15 protein-coding genes are annotated in these 15,588 nt (G+C 69.7%); 5 read left to right on the top strand and 10 right to left on the bottom strand.

Annotated features, from left to right (window positions below):
- Window positions 1–63: 63 nt before the first annotated feature.
- On the bottom strand, window positions 64–936 hold the full coding sequence (locus tag ACIBH4_RS12095) for an MHYT domain-containing protein (RefSeq protein ID WP_362516015.1): 873 nt from the start codon (window positions 934–936) through the stop codon (window positions 64–66).
- A 272-nt stretch (window positions 937–1,208) separates the two neighbouring features.
- On the opposite strand from ACIBH4_RS12095, the gene ACIBH4_RS12090 reads away from it, so the two are divergent.
- The gene (locus ACIBH4_RS12090) at window positions 1,209–1,469 is read left to right on the top strand and encodes a hypothetical protein (RefSeq protein WP_362516018.1); all 261 of its coding nucleotides are present in this window, start codon (window positions 1,209–1,211) and stop codon (window positions 1,467–1,469) included.
- Between the two features lie 136 nt (window positions 1,470–1,605).
- Here the strand turns inward: ACIBH4_RS12090 and ACIBH4_RS12085 are convergent, their stop codons facing one another.
- From ACIBH4_RS12085 to ACIBH4_RS12070, 4 genes are all read right to left on the bottom strand, one after another.
- On the bottom strand, window positions 1,606–2,433 hold the full coding sequence (locus ACIBH4_RS12085; protein ID WP_362516021.1) for an isocitrate lyase/phosphoenolpyruvate mutase family protein: 828 nt from the start codon (window positions 2,431–2,433) through the stop codon (window positions 1,606–1,608).
- A gap of 261 nt (window positions 2,434–2,694) precedes the next feature.
- A complete protein-coding gene (locus tag ACIBH4_RS12080; protein WP_350948341.1) occupies window positions 2,695–3,039 on the bottom strand; it encodes an RNA polymerase-binding protein RbpA in 345 nt (114 codons plus the stop codon).
- A gap of 147 nt (window positions 3,040–3,186) precedes the next feature.
- A complete protein-coding gene (locus tag ACIBH4_RS12075) occupies window positions 3,187–4,542 on the bottom strand; it encodes an MFS transporter (RefSeq protein WP_386208101.1) in 1,356 nt (451 codons plus the stop codon).
- Window positions 4,543–4,635: 93 nt separating this feature from the next.
- Window positions 4,636–5,433: a glycerophosphodiester phosphodiesterase gene (locus ACIBH4_RS12070; RefSeq protein ID WP_362516024.1), complete on the bottom strand. Its 798-nt coding sequence runs from the start codon at window positions 5,431–5,433 to the stop codon at window positions 4,636–4,638.
- 286 nt (window positions 5,434–5,719) lie between these two features.
- On the opposite strand from ACIBH4_RS12070, the gene ACIBH4_RS12065 reads away from it, so the two are divergent.
- The gene (locus tag ACIBH4_RS12065) at window positions 5,720–7,417 is read left to right on the top strand and encodes a ubiquinol-cytochrome c reductase cytochrome b subunit (RefSeq protein WP_362767116.1); all 1,698 of its coding nucleotides are present in this window, start codon (window positions 5,720–5,722) and stop codon (window positions 7,415–7,417) included.
- A 49-nt stretch (window positions 7,418–7,466) separates the two neighbouring features.
- On the opposite strand, the gene ACIBH4_RS12060 is transcribed toward ACIBH4_RS12065, so the two are convergent.
- From ACIBH4_RS12060 to ACIBH4_RS12040, 5 genes are all read right to left on the bottom strand, one after another.
- Window positions 7,467–8,024, bottom strand: a complete 558-nt coding sequence (locus ACIBH4_RS12060; RefSeq protein WP_362516028.1) for a TrmH family RNA methyltransferase — start codon at window positions 8,022–8,024, stop codon at window positions 7,467–7,469.
- A gap of 193 nt (window positions 8,025–8,217) precedes the next feature.
- Window positions 8,218–8,832: a methyltransferase gene (locus ACIBH4_RS12055; RefSeq protein ID WP_362516030.1), complete on the bottom strand. Its 615-nt coding sequence runs from the start codon at window positions 8,830–8,832 to the stop codon at window positions 8,218–8,220.
- A 163-nt stretch (window positions 8,833–8,995) separates the two neighbouring features.
- Window positions 8,996–9,943, bottom strand: coding sequence for a VWA domain-containing protein (locus tag ACIBH4_RS12050; protein ID WP_362516032.1), 948 nt, complete (start codon window positions 9,941–9,943; stop codon window positions 8,996–8,998).
- On the bottom strand, window positions 9,940–10,965 hold the full coding sequence (locus ACIBH4_RS12045) for a DUF58 domain-containing protein (RefSeq protein ID WP_362516034.1): 1,026 nt from the start codon (window positions 10,963–10,965) through the stop codon (window positions 9,940–9,942). The genes ACIBH4_RS12050 and ACIBH4_RS12045 overlap by 4 nt, the downstream gene beginning before the upstream one ends.
- Before the next feature lie 248 nt (window positions 10,966–11,213).
- Window positions 11,214–12,218, bottom strand: coding sequence for a MoxR family ATPase (locus ACIBH4_RS12040; protein WP_362516036.1), 1,005 nt, complete (start codon window positions 12,216–12,218; stop codon window positions 11,214–11,216).
- 217 nt (window positions 12,219–12,435) lie between these two features.
- On the opposite strand from ACIBH4_RS12040, the gene ACIBH4_RS12035 reads away from it, so the two are divergent.
- From ACIBH4_RS12035 to ACIBH4_RS12025, 3 genes are all read left to right on the top strand, one after another.
- The gene (locus ACIBH4_RS12035; protein ID WP_362516038.1) at window positions 12,436–13,200 is read left to right on the top strand and encodes a hypothetical protein; all 765 of its coding nucleotides are present in this window, start codon (window positions 12,436–12,438) and stop codon (window positions 13,198–13,200) included.
- Between the two features lie 283 nt (window positions 13,201–13,483).
- The gene (locus tag ACIBH4_RS12030; protein ID WP_362516040.1) at window positions 13,484–14,086 is read left to right on the top strand and encodes a PadR family transcriptional regulator; all 603 of its coding nucleotides are present in this window, start codon (window positions 13,484–13,486) and stop codon (window positions 14,084–14,086) included.
- A gap of 1 nt (window position 14,087) precedes the next feature.
- Window positions 14,088–15,488 carry an FAD-dependent monooxygenase gene (locus tag ACIBH4_RS12025; protein ID WP_362767119.1) on the top strand — a complete coding sequence of 467 codons (1,401 nt, stop codon included), beginning with the start codon at window positions 14,088–14,090 and terminating at the stop codon, window positions 15,486–15,488.
- The last annotated feature ends 100 nt before the right edge of the window (window positions 15,489–15,588 follow it).

The following is a 15,588-nucleotide window of genomic DNA, read 5'->3' as shown; positions in this document are numbered from 1 at the left end:
TCCGGAGCCGAGGCAGAGGAGGACGAGGGGCGGCACTGCCGGGTCCGGGTGCCCGGTCCTCGGTCAGTGCCCGGAGCTGTGGTCGTCGAAGAGGGAGGGCTCGTGCCGCCGGGCCGGCCGCGCGTGGGGCTCCATCGATCCTGCGGGCTGAGGGTTCTCGCTCGGGCGATCGCGCCGCAGTTGGGACAGGAGTCTCGCGTCCTCGCGCATCTCTTCTTCAGAGGGGGACAGGAAGATCGCCAGGAGCAGGCCGAGGCTGAGCATGCTGATCCCGACGAGCAGAGGCAGCATGAAATCCATGCCCTGCGCCCCGCTCGTCGGCGCGGAGGTGTCGTGGAGCTCGACCCCGATGGCGAACATGCCGGTGTAGTGCATCCCATTCACCGCGAAGCCCATCAGCAGGGCGGCGCCGGTGGTGGCGAGTGCCCCGCGCACGCGCACGCTGAACCAGAGTGCCACCGTCGCCGCGACCACCGCGATGATCAGTGACAGTCCGACCAGGAGAGGGTCGTAGCTCACGTGTGCGGACATGTTCATGGCCGCCATGCCCAGATAGTGCATTCCGGCCACGCCCAGGCCGGTCAGCAGCCCGCCGCCGAGGAGCGCGCCGGTGCTGTTCTCCCTGTGCGAGACCAGGAACAGACCGGCGCCGACGACGACGATCGCGAGCAGCGCGGACGCGACGGTGAGCGGGACGTCGTAGCGGATCGACGTGCCCATGACGTCGAAGCCCATCATCGCGATGAAGTGCATCACCCAGATGCCGGTCCCGCCGATGGACAGGGCCGCGCCGCCGAGCCAGAGCGCGCGTGAGCGGCCCTCCGCCCCTCGGGCCCGCGCGGCGAACAGCAGTCCCAGCAGGGATCCGGTGCTCGACATGATGTACGAGGCGACCGGCGTGACGAGCCCGTAGGCGAAATGGTCGATGGGGGACATGACGAACTCCTGGCATGCGGGAGAGTAATGGAACGTGCCAGGACGGGGTCAGGCCGGGCTGGCATGCGGGAGTGGTCGTGGGATGGCCGTGGGATGGCCGTGAGGTGGTTCGGGTCGCGACTGGCTGATCAGCCAATCACTACGAGGGGAGCTCACCTTACAGTTCTTCGGTTGCGCATGGCCATAATGGGGTGATTACGAATGTCTAAACCAAGCACGTGGTGACTGTCTCGCTCACTTGACGTGAACATTCCAGGAGAGGAGACGGGCCGATGAGCAGGCTCGCCGGTCGAGGACAGAAGACGCCACCGCCTCCGGTATGGCCGGAGGACCGCTACGAGGTGGTCTGCGAGCGTGACGAGCCGCACGGCGGCACCCGCGACCGCTATCACTTCCCGAAGTACGCGGTGAACTCGGCGCACAGCCTGGAGACGGCCGGGCTCGCCAGGAGGGTGCGCGTGGTCAGGCTGTCCGACGGGGTGGTGATCTACGACCGCGTCAACGGCGTCGACCTGCCCGCCGACGATTGGTGATCGCCAACCCCTTCGGGCGGAGGCGTGAGGGGGCCCGGGTGCCAAGGTCGGAGGGCATCGGGCCCCGTGGGGACGGACGGGTCACGGGGCCCAGGGCCGTCGAGATCAGACGGTTACAGGGCCCGGCTCGTCGGAGTCAGGGGGTGGGAAGCTCGGGGGGATAAGGGCTCTCGCCGTCCCGGATCGCCGCGAGCATCCGCGCCGCGTACGCCCGCACGGCCTCGTGCAGGCCGTGGCCGAAACTCACGCGGGCCACCCCGAGGGCCGCGAGCTCGCCGATGGACGGTGTGCCGGGACGGAACAGGATGTTGATCGGCCCGTCGACACCCTCGACCAGCGCGCGAATGGCCCCCGCCTCGGCCACCAAGATCGGATAGACGCAGTCGGCGCCCGCCTCCAGGTAGCCGCGCCCCCGCCGCACGGATTCGGTCAGCCGCTCCTCGGGGCTTCCCGTCCCCTGCATGTAGGCGTCGACTCGGGCGTTGATCACCAGGTCCACGCCCGCGCCGGTCGCGGCACTCCTGACGGCGGAGAGGAAGGCGATCTGCTCGTCGATGTCGATCATCGCGCCCGTACGGGGGTCGGAGTCCTCCAGGTTGCAGCCTGAGGCCCCCGCGGCGACGAGCCGCTCGACCAGCTCGGCGGGCTCAAGCCGGTAGCCGCGCTCCATGTCGGCGGTGACGGGCAGGCCGACCGAACGGCTGATCCTGGCGATCGCGGCCAGCATCTCCTCGACCGGGGTCTCCTCGCCGTCGTCGTAGCCGAGCACCGGGGCGATCGCGGCGCTGCCGGTGGCGACCACCGGGAAGCCCGCCGCCTCGACCGCACGGGCCGACGCGGCGTCCCAGACGTTGGGCACCACCAGCGGACGGCCAGGTACGTGCAGCGCCCGTAGCGCCGTGGCTTTCTCATGGGCCGTCGTCGGCGCGGAACCGCCGGTGTCCTCACTGGTCGAAATGGTCATGGAAGCGACCCTAGCCGGGAAGTGGATCAACCTTAAGGACCAATTCCCAGCCAATCGGTTAGGCCACTTCACCTCGCTCACCGCCAGGAAGAGCCGGACGACCCTCGAGGCAGGGACGCTCTTTCCGAGCGGGAGGGCGAGGCTCTTGGGAGCCTCGGGGGCGAGTGAGGGGAAGCGACGGTCAGAGGGAGAACCCAGGGATGGGAAAGAACGGACCCCCGGCCCTCGCGGGGCCGGGGGTCGCCGACTCTCCGAATTCGGTCAGGCGCTCTTGCGGCGCTGGGCGCGTAGAATCGCCAGGCGCTCGTTGAGCACCTCCTCCAGGTCCTCGATCGTGCGGCGTTCCAGCAGCATGTCCCAGTGCGTTCGCGGGGGCTTGGCCTTCTTGGCCTCGGGCTGCTCGCCGTCCACCCGGAGGGCGGTCGCGCCGCACATGCGGCACTCCCAGGTCGCCGGGATCTCTGCTTCAGCGGCAAGCGGAACGTCGAATCGATGGCCCTTCGGGCAGGTGTAGGACACCTCTTGGCGCGGGGCCAGATCGGTGTTGCGGTCGTTCTCGTAGCTGGTCGCCCCGAGTCTGGTGCCGCGTAGCGCACGCTCGCCCATGTCTGAATGCCTCCTGAGGGCCCCGTCGTGAGGGGTTCGTCTCCCACGGCGTACAACGCTTGGTACCGTGTGTGGATTCCCACAGACAGGGTGATCCAATCGCACGTTCTTGACCCGGTCTGCGAAGGACCCTTTTTTCTGGGGTTCTCAGATGCGTTCCGGCACCTGGTTTCCGGCCGCTCTGATGGCCTTGGGCAGGTTGATGAGGGCGAGCAGCACGAAGCCGAGCACGAAGAAGATCACCAAAGAGATGATTCCCAGGCGATAGCTGTCGGTCAGCTGGAGCGCCAGGCCGAGGGTGAACGAGCCGAGGAACGTCGAGCCCTTGTCGCTGATCTCGTACAGGCTGTAGTACTCCGCCTCCTTGCCCTTCGGGATCACGTGGGAGAACAGCGATCGCGACAGGGCCTGCGTCCCGCCCATCACGATCGCGATGGCGAACCCCAGCGCGAAGAAGGGCAGGGCCGCGCCCTTGGGCAGGAAGTAGGCCACGGCCACCACGGCGATCCAGGCGATCAGCGCGGCCATCACGACCCGCTTGGCCCCGTAGGAGGCGGCGAGCCTGCCGAGCAGCAGGGCGCCGAAGAAGGCGACGAACTGCACCATCAGGATCGCCGCGATCCGTACGGTCTGGTCCAGCCCGAGCTCCTTGTCGGCGTAGGTGGCCGAGAAGGAGATGACGGTCTGCACGCCGTCGTTGTAGATCAGATAGGCGACGAGGAAACCCAGGGTGAGCGGGTAGCGCCGTAGCTCCCTGATCGTGCGGCCCAGCTGTCGGAAGCTGCCGGTCATGACCTGGCCCACGTTCTCCGCGCCCGAGGGGAGCGCCCGCCGGTTGCGTAGCCGCAGCAGCGGGATGATCGTGAACCCGCCCCACCACAGGCCCGCGGACGACAGGGCGATGCGCACCGCCTCGCCCTCGGTGATGCCGAAGGACTTGTGATAGAGGAACAGGGCCAGGTGGACGGCGAGCAGCAGGCCACCGCCGAGATAGCCGAAACCCCATCCCCTGGCGGAGACCTTGTCGCGCTCGTCCGCCGTGGCGATCTCAGGCAGGAACGAGTTGTAGATCACGAACGCGGCGGCGAAGGCGACGCTGGACACCAGGAACAGCGCGCCGCCCAGCAGGTAGCGTCCGTCGGCGACGAACCAGAAGCAGACGGTCGCGCCGGCGCCGAGGTAGGCGAAGAGACCGAGGAGCTCCTTCTTCCTGCCGGTGTGATCGGCCAGTGCGCCCACGACGGGCATCAGGATGATCTGCAGGATGGCCGCGAAGCCCACCACGAAGGAGTAGTAGGCGCTGGGCCGCACGTCGAACCCGATCACGTCCACGTACGGGCGTCCCTGGGCGGCGGTCTCCGCGATCGTCGTCAGGTACGGGCCGAGGAAGACCGTCAGGATGGTGGTCGGGAAGGCGGAGTTCGCCCAGTCGTAGAAGTACCAGCCGCGCTGCTCGCGGCGGCGGGACTGGGGGGAGTCCTCGACGACCTGTTCTGAGGTCATGGGCGGTCCTCGGTCTTTCGGGGGCGGGGGAGGCGGGGAGAGGAGAGGGGATAGAGGGGATGGAGGGGATGGCGGGGATGGCGGGGATAAGGGTTACGCGGCGAGACGGCCCGGATACCACTGGCCGCGAGACTCCAGCACGCCGCGCAGCCCCGAGATGTTGTCGGTCATCAGCCCGTCCACGCCGAGGTCGAGCAGGCGTTCCATCACCCCGGTGTCGTTGACGGTCCACACGTGGATCTGCATGCCGAGCGCGTGCACCGTGCGGATCAGGGCGGGCGTGGTGATCCGCAGGCCGCGGAAGCCGACCGGCACCTGCGCGCACGGCACCCCGGCGCGGGCCAGGCGGGCGAGCAGGCGGCCGTAGCCGGAGGTGGAGGCGGCGGCGCGCAGGGTCGCCACGCCGCGTGGGCCGAGCGATGAGCACACGTCAAGGCCGATCGCGGCACGGGCCCTGGCGAGCCGCTCCTCCGAGAAGGAGGTGAGGCAGATCCGGTCGTGGGAGGCGGTCCGCCTGACCGCGGCGGCGAGCGGCCCGATGGCCGCCGACTCCTTGACGTCGATGTTGAAGCGCGCCTCGGGCCACGAGCCCAGCAGGTCCTCCATCAGCGGGATCTCGTCCACGCCGCCGATCCGCGCCTCGCGCACCAGCCGGTACGGCAGTTCGGCGATCCTGCCCCTGCGGTCGGTCACCCGGTCCAGGGTGTGGTCGTGGAAGGCGAGCAGCACGCCGTCGGAGGTGGCGTGCGCGTCGGTCTCCAGATACGTGTAACCGAGTTCGACGGCCCGTTCGAAGGCGGGGAAGGTGTTCTCCCTGCCCTCGGCGGCACCACCCCTGTGCGCGAAGGGCAGGGGGCCGGGATGGTCGAGGAAGGCGTAACGGCGTTGCACGTGCAGGAGTATGCCCCCTGCGGGCCGGGCACGTCATCGCGGGCAGGTGAACGTTTGGATCACAAGGCCCTGAACGGGAGGGGATGGGCGGAGTGGGACGGAGGGCGTGATAGCGGCCGAGCGGCGCCGACCTGACCCGGGGCGGGGCTTTGCCTTGACCTGCCCATCGCCGTGGATGATGGAAAAACACCTGGTTGCCCACGGTGTGTCTCGCCGTTACGCCCAGTTTTTCATTCTTCGGGGGCAGGTGGCGTCGAGGCCCCGGTTGTGAGAACGGAGGCCGCGCATGAGCACGGGAAGCACTCTCGGACGGCCGGCGCGCGTGGGCGTGTTCCTCGACGATCGCCTCGGCGCGGCGGCATTCCTCAAGCGGAACATGCGGAAGATCTTTCCCGACCACTGGACGTTCCTGCTGGGCGAGATCGCTCTCTACTCGTTCGTCATCCTGCTGCTGACCGGCACGTTCCTGACGTTCTTCTTCAAGCCCGGCATGAACGAGGTCGTCTACAGCGGCTCCTACTCGCCGCTCAAAGGCGTCACGATGTCCGAGGCGTACGCCTCCTCGCTGGACCTCAGCTTCGACGTGCGCGGCGGCCTGCTGATGCGGCAGATGCACCACTGGGCGGCCCTGCTGTTCATCGGCGGCATGATGATCCACATGCTGCGGGTGTTCTTCAACGGCGCCTACCGCAAGCCGCGCGAGCTGAACTGGCTGATCGGCGTCGCCCTGCTGGCTCTCGCGCTGTTCGAGGGCCTGACCGGCTACTCCCTGCTCGACGACCTGCTCTCCGGTGCCGGTCTGCGGATCACCGCCGGTGTGGCGCAGTCGATGCCGGTGGTGGGCACCTGGCTCAGCTTCTTCCTCATCGGCGGCGAGTATCCCGGCCAGGACGTCATCGCGCGCTTCTACTCGATCCACATCCTGCTCATCCCGGCCGTACTGCTGGCACTCATCACCGCCCACCTGATCCTGACGTGGGTGTTGAAGCACACGCAGATGCCGGGCAAGGGCCGCACCAACGACAACGTGGTGGGCGCGCCGACCTACCCCTCCTTCATGATCAAATCAGGCGCCTACTTCATGTTCACCTTCGGCGTCGTCGCGCTGCTGGGCACCTTCGCCCAGATCAACCCCGTCTGGCTGTACGGCCCCTACACGCCGTCCGACATCTCGGCGGGTACCCAGCCCGACTTCTACCTGGCGCTCCTGGACGGCTCGCTGCGCCTGATGCCCTCCTGGGAGATCAACTTCCTGGGCTTCACGCTGCCGATGAGCGTGCTGATCCCGGCGCTGCTCCCTCTGGGGATCATCCTGACCGGCCTGGCGCTCTATCCGTTCGTCGAGCAGTGGGTCACCGGAGACCGCCGCGAGCACCACATCGTGGACCGTCCACGCAACAATCCGCACCGCACCTCGATCGGCGTGTCGGCGGTCACGTTCTACGGCGTCCTGTGGCTGATGGCCTCCAACGACGTGATCGCCTCGGTCTTCCACCTCTCGCTGAACAAGATGATCTACATTGGCCGGGTCCTGGTCTTCCTCGGCCCGGCCCTGGCGTACTTCATCACCTACCGGATCTGCCTGGGGCTGCAGCGTCGCGACGCCGACGCCCTCGGTCACGGCGTGGAGACCGGTGTGATCAAGCGCCGGCCCACGGGTGAGTACTTCGAGGTCCACGTCCCCTCCCTCGAATCCATCGAGGCCCAGGTCCGAGGCAAGGAGCCGGTCCCGATCCTCGAAGGGGCGGCCGAGGAGGGCGACGGGCACGGCGCCCCGCCGCGCGGAGGGAAGCACCACCCGCTGCGCGAACTCCGCGTCAGGATGAGCAGGGTGTACGGCGGCGAGAAGGTCCCGCTCGGCGACGGGGATCACGACGGCCACGACGGCCACGACGGCCACGACGGGCGTGGCGGGCACGACGGGCGCGACCGCACCGGGCGCACGGCCGTCGGCCGGGGAACGGAGGAGAAGAGGTCGCCGTGACCGGCCGAGGCGGTTGCTCCTCGGGCGGCACCTCACCCGTCGAGGGCCGTTACTCCTCGGCGGGCACCTTGCCCGACCACTCCTGGCGGCGGGCCTCCGCGATCGCGATCGCCGCCGCCACCGCGACGTTGAACGACCCGACCCGGCCGACCTGAGGGATGTAGCAGACGCCGTCGGCGGCCTCCAGCAGCGCGGGGGAGCAGCCGTGGTCCTCGCTGCCCACCACCAGGCACACGTCGCCGTCCAGCCTGGCCTCGGACAGGGGCACCGCGTCGCCGGTGAGTTCCACCGCCACCACCGTGAATCCGTCCTCCTTCGCCGCCCGTACGGCCTCCAGGACAGCGACCGGCTCCTCCCAGGCCACCAGCCTGTCGGTGCCCAACGCGGTCTTCTGCGCCTTGGGGTTGGTCGGCGGGGTGGCGTTGCCCGCCAGCCAGATCCGCTCCACGCCGAAGGCGGCGGCCGTGCGGAAGATGGAGCCGATGTTGAACGGGCCGGTCACCGACTCCAGGATCAGAGCCAGTCGCCCCTCGGTGTTCCTCCGCCAGGTGCGGTTGAGGCGTTTGACATCGGTCGGGCGCAGTTGCCTGCGCGGGTTCGCCGTCATCGGATGTTCACCGTTTCTCGTCGTTCCTCGTTCGTTCAGGGTTCGTTCAGGGTTCGTTCCGCGTTCCGTCCGCGGTGACCGTGTCTCGTCGCGTCTCGCCACCTCGACGCCGCTCAACGCCGCGCAGCCGCCACCTGGTGCCATCCGGTGCCGGAACCCCCAGCGCCCCTGGTACCCGCCGGAGAACGGCCGCTCACGGCGCGGGGTCCGCCTCCGGGCGCGCCTCCACCCGGAGGATCCGGTACGAGGAGCGGGAGGCCACACGCTCGGTGGGCCAGCCCTGCTCGTTCAGCCAGCGCTGCAGGGAGTCGGAGCCCAGGTGTTTCTGGACGACCAGGTGGGCGACGCCGTCGGGGGTGAGACGCGACAGCCAGCGGGTCAGCATCTCGTGCATCGCGGTCTTGCCGATGCGGATCGCGGGGTTGGACCAGATGGCGGAGAACCGCACCTGTGGGGGGACCTCGTCGACATGCATCGACCTTACTTTGTCAAGGGAGGCGGCCCTGGCGTTTCTCGCGCACAACTCGACCGACCTGCGGTTGACGTCCACCGCCCAGACCGTCGCCTCCGGGGCACGCGAGGCCATCGTCAGCGCGATCGGCCCGTAGCCGCAGCCCAGGTCGAGCAGGTCACCGCTCGGTGGGGGAGGGGGGACGCTCTCCAGCAGGATCCGGGTGCCCTGGTCGACACGCTCGGCGGAGAACACCCCGCTGTCGGTCTCCAGCTTCAGATGAAGGTCGGGGAGCACGAGCGTGACCGAGCCGGGACGGCCCGCGGTCTCCGGACGCTCCTCGAAGTAATGTGCCACGTCGTAGAACGTTACCAACGGCGGGGACCGGCTCAGGGCGGCCACGACGCCGAAGGCGGCGGGACCACCCCGTACACCCGCTTCGCTCCCAGCCGGTCGGTGGAGGCGGGAGCGCCCGCCCTCACACGCCGCCCCAGCCGTACGTCCGCCCCGACGTGTGAGCTCAGGGGATCCGCGACCCCAGCAGCAGGGCCGCCCCGGCGGTCACCAGCCCGGCCAGGATCGCCGCCACCACGAACCACTGGGTGACCTCCTGGTTGACCGTCCGGTAGCCCAGCGAGGTGCCGATCTGCTCGTACACCTGCCGCAACTGGCTGCCCGACTCCGCCTCGTAGGCCCGGCCGCCGGTGCCGTCCGACAGGGTCTGCAGGGTGGCCTTGTTCACCGGCACGTTCACGTCGCGGCCGTCGATCGAGACCGTGCCGTCCTGGGTGCCGTAGGCGATCGTGGAGACCGGCACCCGTGAGTTCATCGCCGTCTCGATCGCCTCCGCCACCGAGCGGCCCGAGGTGTTGTCGCCGTCGGACAACAGCACGATCGCGGCCGGAGGCGGGTCGGTCACCGCCTGCTGGTCGAAGGAGCGCAGCGACTCCAGGGAGCTGAAGACCGCCTCGCCGATCGCGGTGCCCGCCCGGGTGCTGAGATTGCCGAGGGAGGTGCTGACCGCCTGGTGGTCGGTGGTAGGTGAGATCACGACCGAGGCGGAGCGGGCGAAGGCGACCAGCCCGACGTTGAACCGCTCCGGCAGGTCGGCGACGAACTTCTGGGCGGCCTCCTTGGCCGCGGTGATCCGGTTCGGCTGGACGTCGCCGGCCTCCATCGACAGCGAGACGTCCAGCGCGATGATGATCGTCGCGCGGTCGCGGGGGATGCGCACCGAGTCGGCGGGGCGGGCCGCCCCCACGATCAGGAGGCTCATCATGACGAGGAACAGCGCGGGGGCCACGTGCCGCCGCCAGCCGGGCCCCGCGGGGGACACCAGCGCCAGCAGGGGCAGGTTGGTGAACCGCAGCGCGTAGCGGCGCCGGGCGAACTGGGCGGCCACGTAGCCGGCCACGAGCAGCGCCAGCGCGGCGAACAGCCACAGCCAGACCGGAGAGAGGAAGGTCACCGTGTCGCTCCCGATCTTGGGGGCCGATGGGTCAGGTGTGCCATGCGACGCTGCCGCAGCACGAACTGGGCGATGTCGAACACCCAGTCGCGGTCGGTGCGCAGCACCAGGTGGGCCACCCCGCAGCGGCGCAGCGCCATCTGGTTGGTCATCCGCTGCGCGGCGGCGGCCTCCGCGTACGCCTGCCGGACCTTGGGGGTGAGCTGGATCTGGCGGTTCCTGCCCGTCTCGGGGTCGGTCATGTTGACCAGCCCCACCGGTGGCAGCTCCAGCTCGCGAGGGTCGATCACTTCGACGGCCAGCACCTGGTGGTGGGCGGCCAACCGGCGGATCGGCCGTTCCCAGGGCAGCTCCAGGCCGGGATCGAGGGTGGGCTCGGGGTCGAGGAAGTCGGAGACGATCACTCGAAGACCGCGCCGCCGCCGCGCCGAGGCGAGGATGTCGATCGCCTCGGCCAGGTCCGGGGCGTCGGCGACGGCACGGCCCCTGGGAGCGTCCATCAGCGAGTGCAGCAGGCCGTACAGGGCAGGGCGGCCGCTCCTGGCGGGCATCCGGTGGACGTACTCGTCGTGCAGGACGTAGGTGCCGAAGCGGTTTCCGATCCGGCCGGACAGGAAGCCGATCGCCCCGACGGCGGCCACGACCAGATCCCGCTTCTCCATGTCGGCGGTGCCGAAGTCCATGCTGGGCGACAGGTCCGCCAGGGCCCAGGTCTCCAGCTCCCGGTCGGCGATCAGGTCGCGCACGTGCGGGACGGTCGTGCGCGCGGTCACCGCCCAGTCCATCCGCCGGATGTCGTCCTCGCCGGGCACATAGACCCGGCTGTCGCCGAACTCGCTGCCCGGACCGGGCAAGAGCCCCTGGTGTGCCCCCTGCAGCAGCCCGTCCAGGCGCCGGACGATGGTGAGCTCCAGCCGCCGCAACGCCTGCTCGGCTGTGTTGGTTTGCGACGCTGTGTTGTTTTGCGACGCTTCGCGTCGCGGTTCGGCCGCTCCTATCCGGCTCCTTCCCTCGTCGCTCATCCGCTTCGCTCCTTCGCTCCTCAGTCCAGTCCCCGGCGCGGCCTCACGTGTTGTTTTGCGACGCTTCGCGTCGCGGTTCGGCCGCTCTTGTCCGGCTCCTTCCCTCGTCGAGGAAGGTCGCTCGTTCCTCACGACCTTCCTCTCCTCAGTCCAGTCCCCGGCGCGGCCTCACGGCTCTCTTCGGTCCAGTCCTCGGCGGCCTTACGGCCTTCCTCGGCCCAGTGGCCTTACGGCCTTTTTCCGGGGGGTCATCGGGGGCCCTGGTTCCAGACGACCAGCGGGGGCGGTACCGCGGCGAGGATCTGGCGGACCACCTCCTCGGGGTCGATCCCGTCGGCCAGGGCGTCGAAGGTGAGCATCAGCCGGTGGGACATCACGTCCACCGCCACATCGCGCACGTCGTCGGGGAGCAGGTAATCACGGCCGCGCAGCAGTGCCAGGCCGCGCCCAGCGGCGACCAGGCCGAGGGTGGCCCGAGGGCTGACGCCGATCTCGATGTTCTCCTGCAGCTCGGCCAGGCCGTAGTCGGCGGGGGAGCGGGTGGCCATCACGAGCCGGACCACGTAGTCGGCGACGAGCTGGTGGACCGACACCTGGTCGGCCATGGACTGCAGCGCGGCCAGCCGTGCGGGGTCGAGCACCGCTCTGGGGGTCGGCGGTGTCACGCTCATCCGGTGCAGGATCTCCAGCTCCTCGTGGGCGCTGGGGTGGCTGACGCGGACCTTGAACAGGAACCGGTCGCGCTGGACCTCGGGGAGGGGATAGACACCCTCGGACTCGATCGGGTTCTGGGTGGCCAGCACGATGAACGGCTTCGGCAGGGGGTGGGTCTCCCCGGCCAGGGTCACCTGCCGCTCGGCCATGACCTCCAGCAGCGCCGACTGCACCTTCGCCGGGGCCCGGTTGATCTCGTCGGCGAGCAGGAAGTTGACGAACACCGGGCCGAGCTCGACATCGAAGGCCTCGCGGGAGGGGTGGTACACCCGGGTTCCGACGATGTCGCTGGGGACCAGGTCGGGAGTGAACTGGATGCGGGCGAACTCCCCGCCGACCACCGTGGCCAGGGTCGAGGCCGCCAGGGTCTTGGCCACTCCCGGCACGCCCTCCAGCAGGCAGTGACCCCGGGCGAGGAGTGCCACGAGCAGCCGCTCCACCATGTGTTCCTGCCCGACGATGACCCGCCGGACCTCGGCCAGGGCGTCGCGCAGCAATCCGGTGTCGGTCTCGCGCGGCAGTTCTTCGGCGACGGTCATGTCGGTATTCCATCAAATGAAATGGCGGCTCGCACGACGGGCTCGCTCCGTATTTCCTGACAGTGCTCGTAGGGGGCCCGCAGGGAGCCCGCAGCGGGACCCGGCGGGTTCGTGTACCGGGTCCAACCGCAGGTCCGGCGGGTTCCCGTTCGGAGTCCCGCCCGGTAGCCGATCCCGGTCCCCGTGGGGCGTGGTGTGATCGGCGGGGTGTGCTTTCATGTCAGACGTGGCCACTCCACTCCAGTACGGTGACCCGCCCCAGTTGGGGCCCTACGTCGTGCAGGCCCGTCTGCGCGTGGGACCCGCAGGTCTGGTCTACCTCGGGTTGGCGCCCGACGGCCGGGCCGTCTCGGTCGCGGTGTTGACCAAGGGGGCGGCGCTCGACCCGGCGGCCCGTGACCGTTTCGTCACAGGGGTCCGCGAAGCGACGGCGAGCCGTTCCGGCGTACGGAGCTGGATGGCCTGGGCGACGCGCACGCGTACCGCCGTGGCCGATGCGGTTCCGCAGGTGCTGGCGATGGACGGTGGGAGCGCCCCGTGGGTGGCCACGCCGTACGAGCCGGACAGGGCGGGGGCGGAGCGGTTCCTCGAAGCGGTGCTGGTCAGCGGCACGCTGATCGGTGAGCAGCACGGCCCTGACTTCGCGCCGCACTGGGTGGGCGACCGCTCCCCGGCGTTGCCCCCGCCGCCCAAGGGTGCGCCGCCGCCGACCGAGACCCGCCGGTCCGTGATCATCGCGGGGGTCGTGCTGACCGTGCTGCTCGTGCTGCTGGCCGTGATGGTCTGGCTTCTGCTGCGCAGGGAAGGCGATTTCGAGCCGTTGCCGAGGCCGCTGCCGCCCACGGTGTTCGTCCCGACCCCGCCGCCGGTCCCGGCGACACCCGAGCCCGGCGAGCCCACGCCGTCACCGTCGCCGAGCCAGAGCGGGACCGGCACGCCGGGCCCGGATCGGGGCGACGAGAACGAGGGCGAGCCGATCTAGGGAGGCCCACCCGGGGATGTCCGGCGGACTCCGGCCGGACGCGCCCGTCGAGTTCGAAGCGAGCCGGGTGGGTATCCGGATGGAGAGATCGCATGGGTCTTTCTCCTGGTGAGTGACCGTCTGGGCACGTTCGTTGCGGATGTCGACGGCGTATTCCGGTGAGGCGGGACGTCGAGTTCGAAGCGAGCCGGTGGACGTCCTCGTGTGGGATCCCTCCCGTCCTGCTACTCATTTACGAGTACTCATGTTTGACTATGCCCTCTACTCGTGTTTGAGTAGTCGCATGAGTAGTACGCGACTGTTCATCCTGGGGGCGCTGGCTCGCCGGGGACCGATGCACGGTCATCAGATCCGGCAGAGCGCGCAGACGGACCGGACCGAGTTGTGGACCGACATCAAGGTCGGCTCCCTGTACGGGGCGCTGCATCGCATGGAGGCCGAGGGCGTGATCGAGACGGTGCGCACCGAGCAGCAGGGCAATCTTCCGGCGCGGACCGTCTACGCGATCACCGAGGACGGTGTGCTGGAGCTGGAGTCGCTGCGTGAGGCGGCCCTGCGCGACACCCGGCTGCGGCCCGATCCCGTGGACCTCGCTCTTCAGCTCAGTGCCGACATGGGCGAGCGGGAGCTGAGGGCCGTCATCGAGGACCGTCATCGCAGGCTCATCGCCGAGCTCCAGAGCTGGCAGCGGCTGAGAGAGGCGGCCACCCCTCACCTCCGAGGCCTCGAACCGCTCGGTTTCGACCACACCCTCATCCGCCTGCGGGCGGAGATCGCGTGGCACGAGACGCTGCTCGAGGAACTACCCCGGCTTCTCGGCGCCACCGGCGGATCCCCGGAGACGCCCTCCGGCGCCACCCCCGACGAAGACGAAGGAGGAGCCTGACATGCCCGCCGAACCACTCGACGTTCTCGTCATCGGAGGCGGCATAGGAGGGCTGGCACTGGCTCAGGCGCTGCTGCCCTCCGGCGTGAACGTCCAGGTCTACGAGCGTGCGGGCGAGGCCGCCGACTGGGTGCAGGGCTACCGCATCCACATGAACCAGATCGGCAGCCGGGCGCTGCACCGCTGCCTGCCACGCCCGCTGTGGGAGGCGTTCCTCGCCACCTCGGGTCACCCCGGCCCCGGCTTCGGCTTCCACACCCACCGGCTGCGCGAGCTCGTGTTCGTGGAGGAGGGCGTGATGACCGGCGGGGTCACCGACCCCTCCGGCGGCCAGTACGCGGTCAGCCGCACCACCCTGCGCAGGCTCCTGCTCGCCGGTCTGGAGGGCGTCGTCCAGCACGGTAAGACGTTCCAGCGCTATGAGACGAGACCGGACGGCAGGGTCACCGCCTTCTTCGCCGACGGCACCTCGGCCACCGGTGATGTGCTGGTCGGCGCGGACGGCGCCAACTCGCGCGTACGCGGGCAGTATCTGCCGGGGGCCCGTCGCGTCGACACCGGCGCGCTCGCGATCGGCGCCAGGCTGCCGCTGGACGACCGGGTTCGCGAGTGGCTGCCACGGAACCTCGCCGAGGGGCTCAATCTCATCCTGCCGCCGAGCGGGAGCGCGATGTTCACCGCGGCCTTCAACGGCAGGCGCAGGGCGGAGAGCCTTCTCGCCCAGGGGAGCGGCCTCGGTTCCATCCGCGGAGCCGGACCGGCCGCCGGGGAAGGGGATGGCGCCGGCCTGGAGACCGATCTCGCCGGGTTCGGGCTCGATCTGAGGGCTCTGGCCGACGATCTCCAGGACTACGTGCTGTGGGCCTTCGTCGCCCCTCGCGGGATCTACCCGGCCGGGACCGCGGACCTCGACGGCGGCGGGCTCAGGGACCTGGCCGGGACGATGACCTCCGGCTGGCATCCCGCCCTGCGCCGCCTGGTCGCCGAGGCCGACCCGGCCAGCGTCCAGTTGATGCCGTTCAAGACCTCCGTCCCCGTCGGCCGGTGGCCCACGACGGCGGTGACACTGCTCGGGGACGCCATCCACAACATGACTCCCGCGATGGGCTTCGGCGCCAACGCGGCGCTTCGTGACGCCGCACTGCTGTCGAGCAGGCTGGTGGCGTTCCGGCGGGGCCGGGGCACCCTCGCGGAGGCCGTCGGCGGCTACGAGGCCCGGATGCGTGAGTACGGCTTCGGAGCCGTCCGTACCTCCGCGAGGTTCGCGAATTTCATGATCTCCGGTAGTCCTCTCGTCCGGCACGGCGCGAAGGCCTGGTTCCGCCTGTGCGACGCCCTGCCGCCGGTCAAGCGGATGAGCTTCGGGCACCTGTGGACCGACGGCGCGACCGGGGAAGGGTAGGCGCGGCCGGGGGACGCTCAGGGGCGCGCCCCCCGTAAACCGTTGCTCTTTTTCGTGAAGATTTTTTCCTTTGTCGCTATAAAGCGCCTTATGTCGGATA

Source organism: Streptosporangium sp. NPDC050284, from assembly GCF_044459525.1.
Lineage (GTDB): Bacteria > Actinomycetota > Actinomycetes > Streptosporangiales > Streptosporangiaceae > Streptosporangium.
The sequence above is the reverse complement of the archived record's forward strand: the minus strand, read 5'-3'. Positions and strand labels throughout refer to the sequence as shown.

What these genes read in the sequence shown, in the direction of transcription:
- ACIBH4_RS12030 (WP_362516040.1), top strand. Translation starts at nt 13,484, where the DNA reads ATGAGTAGTACGCGACTGTTCATCCTGGGGGCGCTGGCTCGCCGGGGA.
- ACIBH4_RS12085 (WP_362516021.1), bottom strand. Translation starts at nt 2,433, where the DNA reads ATGACCATTTCGACCAGTGAGGACACCGGCGGTTCCGCGCCGACGACG.
- ACIBH4_RS12095 (WP_362516015.1), bottom strand. Translation starts at nt 936, where the DNA reads ATGTCCCCCATCGACCATTTCGCCTACGGGCTCGTCACGCCGGTCGCC.
- ACIBH4_RS12060 (WP_362516028.1), bottom strand. Translation starts at nt 8,024, where the DNA reads ATGACGGCGAACCCGCGCAGGCAACTGCGCCCGACCGATGTCAAACGC.
- ACIBH4_RS12025 (WP_362767119.1), top strand. Translation starts at nt 14,088, where the DNA reads ATGCCCGCCGAACCACTCGACGTTCTCGTCATCGGAGGCGGCATAGGA.
- ACIBH4_RS12065 (WP_362767116.1), top strand. Translation starts at nt 5,720, where the DNA reads ATGAGCACGGGAAGCACTCTCGGACGGCCGGCGCGCGTGGGCGTGTTC.
- ACIBH4_RS12040 (WP_362516036.1), bottom strand. Translation starts at nt 12,218, where the DNA reads ATGACCGTCGCCGAAGAACTGCCGCGCGAGACCGACACCGGATTGCTG.
- ACIBH4_RS12080 (WP_350948341.1), bottom strand. Translation starts at nt 3,039, where the DNA reads ATGGGCGAGCGTGCGCTACGCGGCACCAGACTCGGGGCGACCAGCTAC.
- ACIBH4_RS12045 (WP_362516034.1), bottom strand. Translation starts at nt 10,965, where the DNA reads ATGAGCGACGAGGGAAGGAGCCGGATAGGAGCGGCCGAACCGCGACGC.
- ACIBH4_RS12090 (WP_362516018.1), top strand. Translation starts at nt 1,209, where the DNA reads ATGAGCAGGCTCGCCGGTCGAGGACAGAAGACGCCACCGCCTCCGGTA.
- ACIBH4_RS12075 (WP_386208101.1), bottom strand. Translation starts at nt 4,542, where the DNA reads ATGACCTCAGAACAGGTCGTCGAGGACTCCCCCCAGTCCCGCCGCCGC.
- ACIBH4_RS12035 (WP_362516038.1), top strand. Translation starts at nt 12,436, where the DNA reads ATGTCAGACGTGGCCACTCCACTCCAGTACGGTGACCCGCCCCAGTTG.